This is a genomic window from Desulfuromonas svalbardensis (assembly GCF_055389415.1).
The window spans coordinates 1-16,069 of the sequence record NZ_AP042416.1; the positions used below are offsets into that span (position 1 = coordinate 1).

13 protein-coding genes are annotated in these 16,069 nt (G+C 46.6%); 3 read left to right on the forward strand and 10 right to left on the reverse strand.

The features are described from left to right. Positions 1–187: 187 nt before the first annotated feature. The 9 genes from tyrS to smc form a co-directional block, all read right to left on the reverse strand. Positions 188–1,480, reverse strand: coding sequence for a tyrosine--tRNA ligase (gene tyrS, locus ACZ5KY_RS00005; RefSeq protein ID WP_464241856.1), 1,293 nt, complete (start codon positions 1,478–1,480; stop codon positions 188–190). Positions 1,481–1,544: 64 nt separating this feature from the next. Continuing rightward, entirely contained in the window at positions 1,545–2,327 is a 783-nt protein-coding gene (locus ACZ5KY_RS00010; RefSeq protein ID WP_464241857.1) for a TIGR00282 family metallophosphoesterase, read from the reverse strand. Between the two features lie 18 nt (positions 2,328–2,345). Further along, positions 2,346–3,908 carry a ribonuclease Y gene (rny, locus tag ACZ5KY_RS00015; protein WP_464241858.1) on the reverse strand — a complete coding sequence of 521 codons (1,563 nt, stop codon included), beginning with the start codon at positions 3,906–3,908 and terminating at the stop codon, positions 2,346–2,348. 29 nt (positions 3,909–3,937) lie between these two features. Beyond that, on the reverse strand, positions 3,938–4,510 hold the full coding sequence (locus tag ACZ5KY_RS00020; RefSeq protein ID WP_464241859.1) for a 5-formyltetrahydrofolate cyclo-ligase: 573 nt from the start codon (positions 4,508–4,510) through the stop codon (positions 3,938–3,940). 310 nt (positions 4,511–4,820) lie between these two features. Further along, positions 4,821–5,108 carry a cell division protein ZapA gene (locus ACZ5KY_RS00025; protein ID WP_464241860.1) on the reverse strand — a complete coding sequence of 96 codons (288 nt, stop codon included), beginning with the start codon at positions 5,106–5,108 and terminating at the stop codon, positions 4,821–4,823. Next, entirely contained in the window at positions 5,105–5,296 is a 192-nt protein-coding gene (locus ACZ5KY_RS00030) for a cell division protein ZapB (protein ID WP_464241861.1), read from the reverse strand. The genes ACZ5KY_RS00025 and ACZ5KY_RS00030 overlap by 4 nt, the downstream gene beginning before the upstream one ends. 58 nt (positions 5,297–5,354) lie before the next feature. Then, the gene (gene ftsY / locus ACZ5KY_RS00035; protein WP_464241862.1) at positions 5,355–6,632 is read right to left on the reverse strand and encodes a signal recognition particle-docking protein FtsY; all 1,278 of its coding nucleotides are present in this window, start codon (positions 6,630–6,632) and stop codon (positions 5,355–5,357) included. Positions 6,633–6,729: 97 nt separating this feature from the next. Next, the gene (locus tag ACZ5KY_RS00040) at positions 6,730–7,092 is read right to left on the reverse strand and encodes a roadblock/LC7 domain-containing protein (protein ID WP_464241863.1); all 363 of its coding nucleotides are present in this window, start codon (positions 7,090–7,092) and stop codon (positions 6,730–6,732) included. Positions 7,093–7,194: 102 nt separating this feature from the next. After that, complete coding sequence (smc, locus tag ACZ5KY_RS00045; RefSeq protein WP_464241864.1) at positions 7,195–10,725, reverse strand: chromosome segregation protein SMC; 3,531 nt, start codon at positions 10,723–10,725, stop codon at positions 7,195–7,197. Positions 10,726–11,285: 560 nt separating this feature from the next. On the opposite strand from smc, the gene ACZ5KY_RS00050 reads away from it, so the two are divergent. The 3 genes from ACZ5KY_RS00050 to ACZ5KY_RS00060 all read left to right on the forward strand — a co-directional run bounded on the left by ACZ5KY_RS00050 (position 11,286) and on the right by ACZ5KY_RS00060 (position 15,772). Next, positions 11,286–14,333, forward strand: coding sequence for a YhdP family protein (locus ACZ5KY_RS00050; RefSeq protein ID WP_464241865.1), 3,048 nt, complete (start codon positions 11,286–11,288; stop codon positions 14,331–14,333). A gap of 243 nt (positions 14,334–14,576) precedes the next feature. Further along, a complete protein-coding gene (gene ubiE, locus ACZ5KY_RS00055) occupies positions 14,577–15,287 on the forward strand; it encodes a bifunctional demethylmenaquinone methyltransferase/2-methoxy-6-polyprenyl-1,4-benzoquinol methylase UbiE (RefSeq protein WP_464241866.1) in 711 nt (236 codons plus the stop codon). Positions 15,288–15,376: 89 nt separating this feature from the next. After that, entirely contained in the window at positions 15,377–15,772 is a 396-nt protein-coding gene (locus ACZ5KY_RS00060) for a (deoxy)nucleoside triphosphate pyrophosphohydrolase (protein WP_464241867.1), read from the forward strand. A 19-nt stretch (positions 15,773–15,791) separates the two neighbouring features. Here the strand turns inward: ACZ5KY_RS00060 and ACZ5KY_RS00065 are convergent, their stop codons facing one another. Further along, complete coding sequence (locus ACZ5KY_RS00065) at positions 15,792–16,067, reverse strand: EscU/YscU/HrcU family type III secretion system export apparatus switch protein (protein ID WP_464241868.1); 276 nt, start codon at positions 16,065–16,067, stop codon at positions 15,792–15,794. Positions 16,068–16,069: the final 2 nt, after the last annotated feature.

Here is a 16,069-nt window from a genome sequence, read left to right on the forward strand (position 1 = left end):
TTGCTACCCTCGCTGCTCGTTTTCCCTTGCAGCGAGAAGAGTTATACAGAGCTCAAAGAGCACTGTCAATCACCAATAAGATTTATTTCAAATAATAATTTATACACCATTCGATGCGTAAAAAAAGGCACCCAACAGACCGCTAAACAAAAGACCGTGTCGGGTCAATTACCTGACTCGTCCATAATCACACAGCCTCAATAATATAGTAATTCTTCTTACCCTTCTGTATCAGTATATAGGACCCATTAATCAGGTCTGTAGCCGTCACCACATATTCTTGATCAATCAACTTAGTTTTATTCAAGCTAAGACCATTCCCTTTTATCGTACGGCGCAGATCACCTTTAGACGGAAAAACATCCGTTTCAACGGCGAGCAACTCAACGACTGGCACGCCAGCATCGAGCTTGCTATGGTCGACTTCAAAAGTCGGCACACCCTCAAACACCGAAAGGAAGGTCTCTTTGTCCAGCTTTGATAAGCTTTCGGTCGTTGCCTTACCAAACAAAATTTGCGATGCCTCCACAGACTTGTTGTATTCGTCTTCATTGTGAACCATACAGGTAACCTCTTTTGCGAGGCGTTTCTGCAATGGTCTTAAGCTGGGTGCAGCTTCTTGTTCCTGAACCAAAGTGGCCACTTCTTCTCTGCTAAGCAGCGTAAAAATCTTGATGTACTTCTCAGCATCGACATCAGAGACATTGAGCCAAAACTGGTAAAACCTATATGGTGTCGTCAGTTTTGAATCGAGCCAAACATTGCCACTTTCTGTCTTACCAAACTTACCACCGTCTGCTTTGGTGATAAGGGGACAAGTCAAGGCAAAAGCCTCACCTGCTTCCTTGCGACGAATAAGTTCTGTACCTGTGGTGATGTTCCCCCACTGATCAGATCCACCCATCTGCAATTTACAGTTCTTTTCGCGGTACAGATGTAAAAAATCGGTCCCCTGAACCAGCTGGTAGGTAAATTCAGTGAAGGACAAACCCACCTTAGACTCTTCACCGAGACGTTTCTTGACGCTGTCCTTGGACATCATATAATTGACGGTAATATGCTTGCCGATGTCACGAATAAACTCGAGGAAACTAAACTCTTTCATCCAATCGTAATTATTGACCAGCTCAGCAGCATTGGCCGCACCTGATTCAAAATCGAGAAACTTTGCCAATTGCTCCTTCAAACACGCCTGGTTATGACGGAGAGTCTTCTCATCTAGCAGGTTGCGCTCATCCGACTTGCCCGAGGGGTCGCCAATCATCCCAGTCGCTCCACCAATAAGAGCTATCGGTTTATGACCAGAGATCTGGAAATGTTTGAGCATCATCACGCTGACTAAGTGGCCGATATGCAATGAATCTGCCGTCGGATCAATCCCAACGTAAGCCGACGTCATCTCTTTATTCAGCTGCTCTTCCACCCCAGGTGTGATGTCGTGGATCATGCCACGCCAAGTCAATTCTTCGACAAAATTCATTTCAAATCCCTACAATTCAGTTCATTGGGTCTTGCCATGACCGCATCAGCGGCCCGACGTGCACCTAATTAGCCAGTTCCATGACCCGTTCAACACTACGAGCTCGACCCGTAGCATCATCCACATCAACCAACACGCCACAGAGCACGGGATCCTTTTTGGCCACTTCAAAGCGTGCCGGCAACTGGGTCACAAATTTCTCAACAGCAATTTCCTTACGGATACCGATCACCGAATCTCGGCTACCAGTCATCCCAGCATCTGTCTGGTAGGCAGTACCTCCAGGAAGAATATGTTCATCAGCCGTTGGAACATGAGTATGAGTGCCAACAACCATGGAAACACGGCCATCAAGGTAGTGCCCTAATGCCATCTTTTCACTAGTCGCCTCAGCATGGAAGTCAACAAACACAACAGACACATCGCTTGGCAAGGATTCCAGATATGCATCTGCAGTACGAAAAGGACAATCAAGAGAATTCATAAACACACGCCCCTCAAGATTGATTACCGCAATCTTTGTACCGATATTTGTTTCATATATACCCAAGCCACGACCTGGTGTTCCTGCGGGATAATTCCCCGGGCGCAACACATCTTCGTGACGATCAAGACTAGGGATAAAATCCTTTTTATCCCAAATATGATTACCTGAAGTTATAACGTGAACGCCTAGCTTACGGAACTCGCTAACAATTTCATCCGTTAGTCCAAAACCACCCGCGGCGTTTTCACCGTTAACAATAATAAAGTCAACATCATGGTCACCAACAAGCCGATCGATGTTTCGTGACAAAATTTGCCGACCAGCACGGCCAACAACGTCACCTATAAATAATATTTTCACAGCATTTCCTTGAGAGAGCTATTTAGCATAACCAATGGCACGAGTTTCTCGGATCACATTGACTTTAATTTGACCCGGATAGGTCATCTCTCCCTCAATCTTCTGGGCAATGTCACGAGCAAGAACGTGAGAATGCGCATCTGAGACCTGATCACTGCTCACCATTACTCGGATTTCGCGCCCCGCCTGAATGGCATAGCAACATTCAACACCCGCGAATGAGGTTCCGATTTTTTCTAGCTCTTCAAGGCGCTTAACATACGTTTCGAGCATTTCACGGCGCGCACCTGGTCGTGCTCCCGATAGTGCATCGGCGGCTTGAACAAGAACTGCGAGAATTGTCGAGGGCTTTTCCTCTTCATGGTGGGCGGCAATTGCGTGAATAATTTCTGGTGATTCACCATATTTACGCGCAAGATCTGCACCGATCATGGCATGAGAACCTTCAACTTCATGATCAACGGCCTTACCAAGGTCATGCAGCAGGCCAGCACGCTTTGCCTGCTTAACATTTATCCCAAGCTCTGAAGCCATCACACCGCACAAAAATGCAACTTCAAGTGAATGCTTCAAGATATTTTGACCATATGAGGTCCGATACTTTAAACGCCCGATCAACCTAACCACTTCGGCATGAATACCGTGAACACCAACATCAAACGTTGCTTGCTCACCCGACTCACGAATTGACTGATTTACATCCTCTTCCGCTTTTTGTACGATCTCTTCAATACGGGCAGGATGGATACGGCCGTCTGTTACCAACTTCTCCAGAGCTAACCGAGCAACTTCGCGGCGGACAGGATTAAATCCGGAGATAATGACCGCCTCTGGAGTATCATCAATAATTAAATCAATACCAGTCGCAGCTTCAATTGCTCGGATGTTACGTCCTTCACGTCCGATAATACGCCCCTTCATCTCATCTGAAGGCAATGCGACCACACTCACTGTTTTCTCAGCGACATAATCGCCGGCATAACGTTGAATAGCTAACGCTAGGATCTCTTTCGATTTCTTGTCGGCTGTTTCACGGGCTTCATCTTCAATTTGCTTAATACCTCGTGCCGCATCGTGACGCGCTTGACTCTCCATGGTCGTCATCAGATGCTGACGCGCCTCTTCAGATGTCATGCTAGCAACACGCTCTAATTCTTCAGATTGATGAAGAGCTAACTCTTCAACTTCTTCCTCTCGGGCCTGAATTGATGCCTCTTGCCGCGCCAGTTGCTTTTCACGGGCCTGTGCATCAGTATCACGCTCCTCAAGAACGCGATCTTTACGATCTAAATTCTCTTCACGCTGGATCAGTCTTTTCTCCTGACCCTGAAGTTCGCGACGCAATTCACGCGCTTCACTTTCCCACTCAGACTTAGCCTTAAGAACAGTATCTTTAGCCTGGAGCTCAGCTTCCCTACGAAGCGTTTCCGCCTCTTTCTTGCCAGTTTCAACCAACTGAGCAGACAGTTGCTCGGCACTACCCATTTGTGATTCATCAAGACGACGGCGTGCATACGCTCCGAGAGCGGCTCCACCTGCCAACGCTATTAATACAAGGACAATTCCTATTTCTATACTCACGTAAACCTCCTGCGCTAGCGCATAAAGAGTTATAAGTTAACACCACTGTCAAAACGTAATATTTCTTGGTCGGTCACCAACCAATCGAGACTGACATCATGAACTTCACGAGGAATACTATCCTCTAACTGAAACGCATAACCCAAGCCAGCCAGTCGACATGACAATGGTCGATTCTCTAAAGCTTGATCGTAATACCCCTTACCAAAACCAATTCGAAAACCACTCCGATCAAACGCAACCCCCGGAACAATAACCAAATCGACACAACTCACAGGAACAATATTCGCTCCGACTGGCTCAAGAACACCAAATGTACCCAAACAAAAGTCTCTCTGCGACTCAACCTCAACAAAGACCATCTTACCGCCATCAATACGTGGGAAAACAACGCTTTTACCTAAAATGATCGCCGTTTCAAACACGTGCTGCGTGTCAACTTCATTCCGAATTGACGAGTAAAGTGCGATCTGTTTCGCCTCAACAAACCATGCTTGCTGAACGAGCAGTGACTGCGCCCTGCGACTCAAATCAGCTCTTTGCTGCGCAGTTAATTGTTCACGCATCATAATTTGCGAACGACGAATACGCCTTTTTGGCATAAACAACCTCAAATGAGTCAACGCGCGTCACGCCGCGGTGCAGCCCACAGTATATAAGACAAAATATTCAACGGAAATCGAAAACAAGAATGGAGAAAGGTGGCAACCCGCACGAAAGAACCGCACAGAAGTCGTTACCAAGCGAAGACATGAGAGCTTCATGAAAGCTCGATGAAAAACGAAAAAGAATGTTAACAATATCAAGTATAGTGACAATGAATGATCACCACACCTATTCAATTTATATTAATCCGTTCGCCATGTCCCGATCTTGCAATCGCAAACTAGTGGCTTTCACAACACGACAGTATTAGCGTTCAACCGTTAATGCTGCGGATAATTTATCGTCCAACCTGAGTAATCCATCTGTAACTTGCTGTGATTCATCAACGTGATCATTAAGTTCAAGATACGAGCCAGCAACGTTCAAAAAGGCTAAAACAGCTGCATTCATCGTATTTGCGGTCGCACCACTCGCCAGAACTTCGGCAATTCTCGCATCGACGAAAGCGGCAACCTTCTGCACTTCATCTATTGGGCGAGAACTTCGAATCGAGTATTGCTGCCCCAGTATCGTCACTTGAACGCTTTGTTTCAAGAGGTCTCCTGATCGAGTGAATCGAGTCGACTCAATATTCGGTCTATCTCTTGACCGACAAAATCTTTTTCCTGAACTAGAAGACTTTTCTCCTCATTCAGGCGTTGACAATCATTCTCCAACTGTTGCTTTTTTTGCACCAGTTGATCTATTTTTTGCTCAAGGCGGACTAAAATATCCAAATCCATAGCTATTTATCCGATATTAGCGTGAGAGTATGTAAAGCTCCATCAAATGTCAAGAAGCTTAATGATTTTCAAAGAGTGCATCAACAAACATTTCAGGATCAAATGGCCGTAAGTCATCAATTCCTTCGCCAATACCGATAAAGCGAACAGGAAGACCAAGTTCAGCCCCAATAGCGACAGCCATCCCCCCTTTTGCAGTGCCGTCGAGCTTAGTAATAGCAATACCAGTAATTCCTACCGCCTCCTTAAACAACCGGGCCTGAACAAGAGCGTTTTGCCCCGTCGTTGCATCAAGAACCAAAAGCGTTTCATGTGGAGCCTGTGGAATCTCTCTTCCCATGACACGATGAATTTTCTTCATCTCCTCCATTAAGTTTACCTTGGTGTGTAAGCGGCCAGCCGTATCGAGAATAAGCAGGTCCGCATTGCGTGCCACGGCAGCCTTAACGGAGTCAAAAGCTACCGCAGCGGGGTCAGACCCCTCTTCATGGCGAATAACCGTCACGCCTGTTCGCTCACCCCATACCGCCAACTGATCAGCAGCAGCAGCACGAAACGTGTCTGCAGCGCCTAAAATAACTTTTTTCCCCTGCTGCGTATATTGTTGGGCTAGTTTGCCAATAGTAGTGGTTTTACCTACACCGTTCACACCAATGACTAATAAAACAAATGGCCCGTCACGCTCAATATCGAGCGGATCAACATTCAAGGTCATTAAACGGAGGATCTCCTCCTTTAGAATGATTCTTAGCTGTGAAGCACCTTCTGTCTTTTCATCTGCTACGCGCTGCTTGAATGCATCAAGCAAAAGTTGGGTTGTTTTCATACCAAAATCTGCGGTAATAAGAATCTCTTCAAGCTCTTCAAGGAAGTCAGCATCGACGGTGGATGATGAACTAAATAAGGCATCAACACGGCCCAACAAGGCATTTTGTGTTTTTGATAGACCTGCCTTCATCCGCTCAAAAAGTGACAACTCTGGTATTTTAGCGGCAACAACTTCGGGCGCCACGTCCGCAGGCGTTGCCTTTGGGGCTGAATCGGCAGCGAGATCATCATCGCGCTTCTCGATCTCAGATTTTTTGCGTGGACGGATACGGCGGCGGATCATGCGCCAAGTAAGGAACAGGATCAACAGGGTAATGATAGCATAACCACACGCATAGGCCACCATCAGGCGCTGCGGCTCAGGAACCCCCATTTGACCTAAGAGAGCTAAGACAAACTGCAACAACTGCTCACCGACAACGGGCAGATATGCCAATCCATCGGAAACCATTTGTGCGATTGAGCCCAAAAATTGATAAATTTCTTCCATTAGCTTAGACCACTGCATAGAACTTATCACCCTGACTATTATTTAAAAGTTGGAATTTTAACAAACGAACGTACAGCATCACCGCAGACGTCAGCTTCGTACTAAACCAATAACGTCAAACAATTTCAGCCTGCAACAAACGAACACATCGATGAGCGATGGCGCAGATTTCAGCACGATGTCCTGCTTGTGCCGCAGCAACCGCGAGATAATACTCCGATGTGATCGGAAAAACAAACCAATCTGCACGATCTGTTCGAATCACAATTTCCTGAACATCACCAGCCTGCTCACCGTCGACGATACCATACAGCCGACTGAGTACAATGCCTAAATGAGCCCCGAAAATTTTCAATTCGTCATCACACAGTCCAGAAGACAACCAATCAACAGCCTCACCATCCCAATCGGCAATAATAGCACTACAGACACCGAGCTTGGTTTCAACAAGTTTAGCTAAAACTTTTTTAAACGGCATAATTTATAATATCCCACCCTGTCTCACCCTGAGGTTCGAGCCAATACGAAAATAAAATAGCTATAGATAACAATACTTAGTTTAATTGAACTATCTCAACGATTAAGAGACGAAATCACCAACACGCACCGCAACAAGGTTCGAAACACCAGGATCCTCCATTGTGACACCAAAGAGCGTATCAGCAATCTCCATCGTCCGGGTGTTATGGGTGATGATCATAAACTGTGATGCACTGGACATCTCTTGAACCATTTCGTTAAAGCGACCAATATTTGCATCATCCAGTGGCGCATCAACTTCATCAAGAATACAGAAAGGAGACGGTTTTATCAAAAATATTGCAAAAATCAACGCAACAGCCGTCAGTGCCTTCTCTCCCCCTGATAACAAACTGACATTTTGCAACTTCTTCCCTGGGGGTTGAGCGACAATCTCAATCCCACTTTCCAACAGATCGCCCTCATCAGTCAACGACAGAGAAGCATCGCCGCCAACGAACAACCGCGGAAAAACTTCTTGAAACTTTGCATTCACCTGCTCAAAAGCCTCCTTAAACCGACGGCGAGTAGTGCGATTAATCTGACTTATCGCCGCGTGAAGATCATCGACAGAGCGCTGTAGATCATCGCGTTGGTCAGTCAAAAAGGTATAGCGCTCATCAAGAGCGTTAAACTCTTCAATCGCCATTAAGTTGACCTCGCCAAAACCGTCAAGGCGCTCACGTAATCGCGTGAGTTTATTTTCAGCATCGGCAGGGATCAGTTTATCATCAATGAGATTAAGATGTTCAGCACTTGTTCTAAAATCAATATGATACTTATCCATCACCCCTTGACGCAAATGATCTCGATCGAGGTGACACTGCTGTACCGACATTTTCATAATGCTGTGCTGCTCATGCTGGCTCTGTGCCGTTAAGCGGCCCACTTTAATTGCGTGCTCACCCTCTTCAACCGTTGCTGCGGCAGTGGCGACCTTCTCTTTTAAACCATCAAGCTGTACCTGATCCTGCTGTCGGTATGCCATCAACACCTGTAACCGTTGGTCGTAATTTTCTCGCTCTTCGACTAGCTCGGCTTGTTGCTTTGCTAACTCGTTGATCCGTTCCCGCAGCTGTTTTTCCCGCCGCTGCTGGCCGAGTGCCGCGCCCTGTTCCCGCTCAATCTCTTGTTCAAATGAACGTGCGCGCTCTCTCACTTGTGCAATCTGTACTTGAATTTGAGTCAGTTGCTGCTGTTCCTGCTTCAAGAGGTCAACACACTCTTGCCAACGCAGCTCCAACTCCTTGACATATATTTCATCGCCAACAGTCTTTTTCTCTAGTTCCTGAACCGCTGTCAATGCTCGCTGTTTCTCGCCATGCAACACGTCTTCCTCGTCGCCCCCTTGCTCGAGCTCAAAGGTCAAAAGCTCGCTTCGATCACGCCAACGGTCAAACTCTTGTTTGCAACGGGCCTGTTCACGAACGAGTTCTTCAATATTGATTTGGCGACGGTGCTGGTCCTTCTCATGCTCATGAATTTCAGACTGGCGTAGCGCAACACTGGCGGCTAAACCTGCTTCACCCGCCGTCAAATTCGCTAACTGTTCACCGAGAGTGATGACTTGCAACCTTAGTTCATCTAAGCGACGTTTATTTTTTAACACTTGATGAGATTCTGTCGTGCCACCGCCACGAACAAAACGGCCCTGCCAATCAAGCTGCTCACCTTCGCGAGTCACAAGAGTGACACCAACAGGAAGGTTCTCTGCCATAAAGGGACGTAAACTTTCAACACAAAAGCAACCCTGAACCAATGTTGCCCAAAAGGGGGTAATAGTTGCTGAAGTGTTGATTAAATCAATTAAGGGAATCCCATGGGTAAACGCTGGCGATTGCACGTTGCGAGAAAGCTGAAACAAACAAGCCAGATCAGACGGTATAACGTCATCGACCGCTTGCAACGCGGCAACATTGTCCAACGGCAAACCATGTAATTGATCCCCCAAAACTGTAGCAACAGCTATATCGTAGCCTTCAGTAACGTGAAGACCGTCAGCTAATGTGTTACGAAACAGATGTCCTAAGCTAGGGTGGTTCAGAACCTCTTTTATTCCGCCTAGGCAACCAACCCGTGCCGCACTGAGTTCCTCAAGAGACTCAACATGTGAGGTACAACGCAAATAACGATTACGACACTCCTCTAATTCCGCACGAATTTGTTGCAATGTCGATTGCTGCTGGCGCTGCTGATCTTGAAGCACTTGCTGTTCTAGCTCACCATCGGCATACAGATTTTCAACCTGCTCCAATTGTTGTTCACAGCGTTGTTGATCATCTCTCACCTCTTGTTGGCGCTCTGCGACGGTCATCTGTTCAGCGCAATAACGCGCTTTGCGCTCCGCCAGCAATTCCAGTCGTTGCAGAGCATGATCATGTTGCCCCTGTTGACGCAATCGATCGCCATGACTCTCCAGTACCGAACGCCTGAGACCGTCCAAATCACAACGGAGAAGCTGTTCCTGATCGTTACGTTGCGTCACCTGATCGAGTAACGCACGCTGATCCTGTTCCAACTGCTGTCGTTGGCGTTCGACATCAACCTTAAGCTCCTTGACCTTCTCAATTTCCACCCCCCGCCGGACATCGTGTTTCTGTGTCAATTCAAGTTCAGCAGTCAGTTCGTCAAACTGGGCGGTGAGATGGGTACGTTGTTGCACGCTCATTGCTAATTGATTTTCAACCCGCTGCAATTCCGCTTCACGTTGAAAGAGTTGGGCTTGAAGCCTTGATGCGTCATCTTCGGCCTCGCCCAAGGACAAACGTTGCCGCTCTAGAGTTAATTCCATTTGGCCAACTTTGGCATCCGCAGCAACAACGACAGCCTCTATTTGTGCTAATTCACTATCAAATCGAGCAGCCTGCTCATCGAGCTCACGCCAGTGCAGAGAACTCAAAGAAAGGTCTAGTTCTTTAATCTTTTGGCGCAAGTCACGAAAACTCTGGGCCTTATTCGCCTGCCTTCTCAAGCCATTAAGCTGACTCTCTACCTCATCGATCACATCATTTAACCGCGTGAGATTTTGCCGAGTCAACTCAATTTTGCGTAACGCGGCACGCTTGCGAACCTTATACTTTGTGACCCCAGCAACCTCTTCAATCAACACCCGACGCTCTTCTGGTCGGGCATGGAGAATTGTGCCGATTTTACCCTGCTCAATGATCGAATATGCACGGGCTCCGACTCCGGTATCCATAAATAGTTCGGCAATATCTTTCAGACGGCAAGGGGTTTTATTCATCAAGTATTCGCTGTCGCCATTACGGTACAAGCGCCGCGTCACCATCACTTCGGTATAATCATTTAACGCCGCGTCGGGAGAATTGCCAGGATTCGAAAATACCATGGTAACTTCAGCCATTCCGTGAGCCCGTCGTTTTTCGCTACCACCGAAAATGACATCCTCCATCGCTTGTCCACGTAGATTTTTGGCGTTTTGTTCCCCCATACCCCAACGAATCGCATCGATAATATTACTTTTACCACAGCCATTTGGACCCAAAATAGCCGTGATACCATCCTCAAAATTGAGAACGGTTTTATCAACAAACGATTTAAAGCCAATTATTTCGATCCGCTGAATCTGCATAAAGGTAAGGGGTGATTATCCTCAGACAATAGTTAATAAAATACGATGGTCTAGCAAAAACATATGACAACTTCTAAAATTACCACAGATCTTTGCACAAATTAAACCTACAATTAATGGTCTCGCAAAAACGAAATAGGTGGCTAAGCAAAAACTTCGTCCCCCAAGGCGTAGTGGTTGCTCAAGGGGGAAGGGATACATGCTGTATGTCGAAGTCTTGAACAAACGCTGCAACGCAGGTGGGCGGACTTTTTGCGACGCCATCACAATTAATTCGTGCGGGTAAAAACAGCGCATGATAGAATTAAAATCTGAACCAGTGAGCCGCCCGACGGTAAATAGCACAAGTCATTAAAACACCAAAGCATTCTAAAAATCGCCGCTTAACCCACAGGTGGAGCTAAGATTTTAAGAACACTTTTGCAATCCAAGCACTTGGACTCTTTATCCGCCTTGGACCCACTGATGCAGATTAAAAGTACAACTTTTCAATAAAATCATAATTTTACCCGAGTCGCTGTGGATCACCTCTGCACATCGTCTTATGAAGGATTTAAACCATGCGGCGGCGTATCACCCTAATACTTCTGACCCTTATCATGACATTGATACTCCTTTGTCTTGGCGGTTGGGGCTACATCTACACCCACCAAGCTCAGGTTACCACCGTTATTTCAACCCAACTTAGCAAACAACTCAAGCTACCAATCACAGTACAAAGCCCAGTACTTGGTTTCCATCCTGCCCCAACCCTTGACATTGAAAATATTCAGGTTGATGTGGTCGATAAAAACCTAAAAATCAACATCAAAAAGCTTCAGGTTGGATTTTCATGGCAAAACATATTGAGGGGAGAGTTCCATATCGCCCACCTCGACATGATTCAACCCGATATTAATTGGGTGATGACAACCTCAGCGGACAAGTCTCCCAGTCAGAGTACCGCGTTAACAACCTTCAACACCCTCAGCTCATCACTAGATCGAGTACGTATCATTGACGGCTCTGTGCGGCTCCAAACAGTCCAGCATAGCAGCACAGGAGAACAAACCCAGACATGGGAAGTTCAACACCTTAATGCAACAATAAGCAAAGCAGAGATAGATACAAATCGCAAGATCACGCTTAAAGGACAAATGGTTCAGAACAATCTAGCCCCTGCCCCTTTTTCACTACAGGGACAAATACCTCAGGTCACTAGCCGGTGGCTTGACAGCCAAATTCATCTGCGCGCGTTGATAGAAAACCTTCACAGCTCACAGCTTGCCAGCAAAAGTCCTTACCACGTAAACGGACCACTCGACATCCAACTTAATATTAATGGTCAATTGTGCTCTGGCATGAGCGTGCAAACCTCCATCTTGCCCAGCGACAATCTACCGTTGTTTATTGTTGGTTCGAACGTTAAGCAGCCCCTTCAATCACTCAACCTCAACACCTCAGTACGTTGCGACAACAATCAGTTACAGTTTGATGAACTCACCGTTAACTACAATGACCTTACTGTAGCAGGATCGATATCGCTGGAAGACTGGAAAACACAACCGAGGCTACACACCAACCTTCACATTAGCGAAATCCCCTTAAATCAAGCGCAACGGTGGCTGCCCGAATCACTAATAAAACAGATCCCAGCACCATTAAAACAGGCAACAGTTCAATGCCAAAAGCTGATCGTTAATGGCCCTCTCGCCACTCTCAATCTTGATCATGTTCTTGAAACTCAAATCAGCATTAAGCAACCAGAATTATCGGTTAAAGAGGTTCAGGGCAGCAATGTCACCGCAACTCTCTTGTGGAAAGATAACCAGCTTCAACTCAACACCACCCCACTGACATTCCAGCACAACACGATTTCGATTCAGGGGCCCATTCAGATCAAAATGGATCACGTTTCGAACAACGTTTGGATCATTACATCAAACGTCAGTCCGTGGTCGATTGATCTCGCTGGGGCCCTAAAGAAAACGGCCAAACAGGCGGGCAATATTTCATTTCAACTACAACCACCCACGGAAGAAGATCACAGCTGGCGGATCAACAAAGGTCAATTGCAATTACCTGGATACCGAATCCTATTCTCAGCGACCCATACAGCGAAAGACCTCTTTCAGGTTGACCTGAACTTGCCTCAATATCAGCTCGAAACAATTAGCCACGAGATCCCTATTTTGAACTGGATGGAGCTGAAAGGGCGAATTTCAGCACATTATCACCTAGAGAAGCGACCAGACCAATCAGCAACAGGATCAGGTCAAGTGCAATTAAGCGACTGCGCGATTTCACCAACATTTGTGATTGCCCCCATCCACCACATCAATGGAACGATCTCTGTCAAGGACTTGAGCGCACAGGCGCCACAGCTAACCCTAGTGCTTGGCAATTCACCCATGACAGCTAGTGCCACCATCAAGGACTTACGCCACCCTGTAGCGGAAATCCATGCTCAAGGCGATGGTGTTATCGCCAGAGATCTTGTTTTTAATTCGGCCAAGATGCGCCTAAGCAATCTTGATGGACACATTGCGATTCACGCTAAAGGAATTGACTTTATTTCTGCCAGCGTTGACCTCGAACATGGGACACATGCCACCGTGGATGGTTCACTGCTTTTCAAGGGGCCACTCCTTGAACTCAACATTGATGCACCCTACGCCAACATTAATGAAATTATTGCCCTGTGGAGCGATCAGGATGCAAAGCCCCATAGGGAAATGTCACACAATAGCCCCCCCCTCAAAGGGGAATTTATCCACATAAAATCTCATGTAGACAAAGGAGTTATCAGCGGCTTTGAATTCCAACAAGCTCGCGGTACTATCCACTATAAAATGGGCCAATTGCGCGTTGCCCCTCTTCACTTTCAAGCAGACAAGGGGACAGGAACTGGAACCGTTACCGTAACGAGTAATTCAGGAGAAACAAATGGTTCTCAACTTAAAATTGAAGGAACCCTTGCCGCTATTAATGCCGATAAGGTATACAAACAATTACTTCATCACGCTGGACTCGTGACAGGTACCCTCAACGGTAACTTCACCATTCAAGGCCCCATCGGTGCTCAATTTCTTGGACGCAGTCAGGGCAACTTTCATCTAGATATTAAGAACGGCGTGCTGCGACAATTTAAAACCCTTTCCAAAGCGTTTTCGATCCTCAATGTCGCCCAACTTTTTTCTTTAAAACTACCTGACATGGACAAAGAGGGGATGCCTTTTCGCAAACTAACTGGCGATATCACCCTTGATCGTGGTGTGTTACACAGTGAAAATCTGGTTATCGATAGCCCTGCCATGGGAGTGTCAGTCATTGGCGAACACAATCTGACCAACAACAAAGTAGACCTCATTATGGCAATTAAACCCCTTGGTACGGTTGACACCGTCATCAAACACATTCCAATCGCGGGATGGATTTTAGCGGGTGAAGAACAAGCCGTTATCACCACTCACTTTAGCGTCACAGGGCCCTCATCAGATCCAACGGTTGAAATGCTCCATCTAAGCTCTATTTCAACTAAGGTTTTCAACATTTTCAAACGCACTCTTAAGCTACCTGGCACCCTCATAACCGACCCAAAAAAGATTTTTATTAATCCAAAAGATTAAGCCAACGATGATGGTCTCGCAAAAAAGAATTAGTTGGCTAAGCAAAAACTTCGTTCCCCAAGGCGTAGTGGTTGTTCAAGACTTCGACATACAGGTTGTATGTCGAAGTCTTGAACAAACGCTGCAACGCAGGTGAGCGGACTTTTTGCGACGCCATCAACGATTAGTTACTGACACTCTCTTGGTGTTTATGGTAAAAAAATCTCAGAATTTTGATGATTTAGTTCTCTCTAGGAGCACAACATGTTCAATCTATCCGAAAAAGGGCGGGGAATCCGCGCTATGTTTGATGATATTGCCCCACGCTACGATCTGCTAAACCGTCTTCTTTCACTGGGAATCGATCGTCGTTGGCGCCGCTTTGCCGTTGGTCAACTGCGCGTGCCACCGAATGGTATGGTGTTAGATGTGGCAACGGGAACAGGTGATGTCGCTCTCGAAATTGCTTCGCGCACACCTGACTCGGTGACGATTATTGGCGAGGATTTCACCCAAGGAATGCTCCTCAAAGGAGCCGAGAAAATTGCAGCATCGGAATATCGCGATCGGATTATGCTCGTCAATGCTCCATGTGAAGCGATACCTCACCCGTCAGACCTGTTTGATGGCGTGACCATTGCTTTTGGCATTCGTAATGTGGTTGATCGTCAAGAAGGGTTATCAGAGATGTGTCGGGTGCTTAAGTCTGGTGGCCGTGCTGTTATTCTAGAATTTTCAACCCCCGCAAATCCGCTATTCAAAATCATCTACACCACCTACTTCCACAAAGTTCTGCCATTTATCGGTGGACTCATTTCGCAACGCAGTGCGTATAAATACCTGCCTGATTCCGTTGCAGAGTTTCCACCGCAATCTGAGTTTAAGCAGATGATGACCGAAGCAGGTTTTACTGAAGTACGTCACCACGACCTTACGTTTGGCATCGCAACCGTTTATGTTGGCGTTTGTCCCTAAAGCTAAATCGCAAAGAACGTAGAGACGTTGCTTGCAACGTCTCTACCGATTTCCACAGCCCTCTCATCCCCCGCATTCAAGAGATCACTATGCCGCCACTACTGGTCACCGCTGCCATCGTCACCTACCGAGGAAAAATCCTACTTACTCAACGCCCAATCAACAAACAACACGGCGGACTGTGGGAGTTCCCCGGCGGCAAACTTGAAGAGAATGAATCACCCTGTTGTGGTTTAAAACGTGAATTACGTGAAGAGATTGGCTTAGAGGTTTCAAACTGCCAGATATATGAAGTGGTCTATCATCAATATGATTGGGGGCCTGTACTGCTCATGTTTTACAGCTGCGAAAGTACAACGGAGCATGTTGAACACTACCAAGTGGCAGACCACGCATGGCTCAAACCTCACCAGCTTCTGGACTATGACATATTACCTGCCGACCAACAAATGGTAGCCGCTCTCGCTGACCAAGCAGCGTATTAACACACCTATTATGAAACCATCACGGCTGTTGGCGTTTATTCACCCGATAGACAAACGCCAGAACTTCAGCCACAGCCTGATATAATTCAACAGGTATTTCAGTACCAACAGGAATTTTAGCGAGCAGTTCAGCTAAATCAGCATCCTGCGTAATTTCCAACCCCGCCTCCCGTGCGGCCTTAATAATTTGTTCGGCGATTTGTCCTTTACCACTGGCTAACACGACAGGGGCGTTGCCCTGCTCCTTATCGTACTTTATAGCAATCGCTTTTTTTTGTTTATCAATATCAGCCACAA

What these genes read in the sequence shown, in the direction of transcription:
- ACZ5KY_RS00050 (WP_464241865.1), top strand. Translation starts at nt 11,286, where the DNA reads ATGCGGCGGCGTATCACCCTAATACTTCTGACCCTTATCATGACATTG.
- ACZ5KY_RS00020 (WP_464241859.1), bottom strand. Translation starts at nt 4,510, where the DNA reads ATGCCAAAAAGGCGTATTCGTCGTTCGCAAATTATGATGCGTGAACAA.
- ubiE (WP_464241866.1), top strand. Translation starts at nt 14,577, where the DNA reads ATGTTCAATCTATCCGAAAAAGGGCGGGGAATCCGCGCTATGTTTGAT.
- ftsY (WP_464241862.1), bottom strand. Translation starts at nt 6,632, where the DNA reads ATGCAGTGGTCTAAGCTAATGGAAGAAATTTATCAATTTTTGGGCTCA.
- ACZ5KY_RS00060 (WP_464241867.1), top strand. Translation starts at nt 15,377, where the DNA reads ATGCCGCCACTACTGGTCACCGCTGCCATCGTCACCTACCGAGGAAAA.
- tyrS (WP_464241856.1), bottom strand. Translation starts at nt 1,480, where the DNA reads ATGAATTTTGTCGAAGAATTGACTTGGCGTGGCATGATCCACGACATC.
- ACZ5KY_RS00040 (WP_464241863.1), bottom strand. Translation starts at nt 7,092, where the DNA reads ATGCCGTTTAAAAAAGTTTTAGCTAAACTTGTTGAAACCAAGCTCGGT.
- ACZ5KY_RS00030 (WP_464241861.1), bottom strand. Translation starts at nt 5,296, where the DNA reads ATGGATTTGGATATTTTAGTCCGCCTTGAGCAAAAAATAGATCAACTG.
- smc (WP_464241864.1), bottom strand. Translation starts at nt 10,725, where the DNA reads ATGCAGATTCAGCGGATCGAAATAATTGGCTTTAAATCGTTTGTTGAT.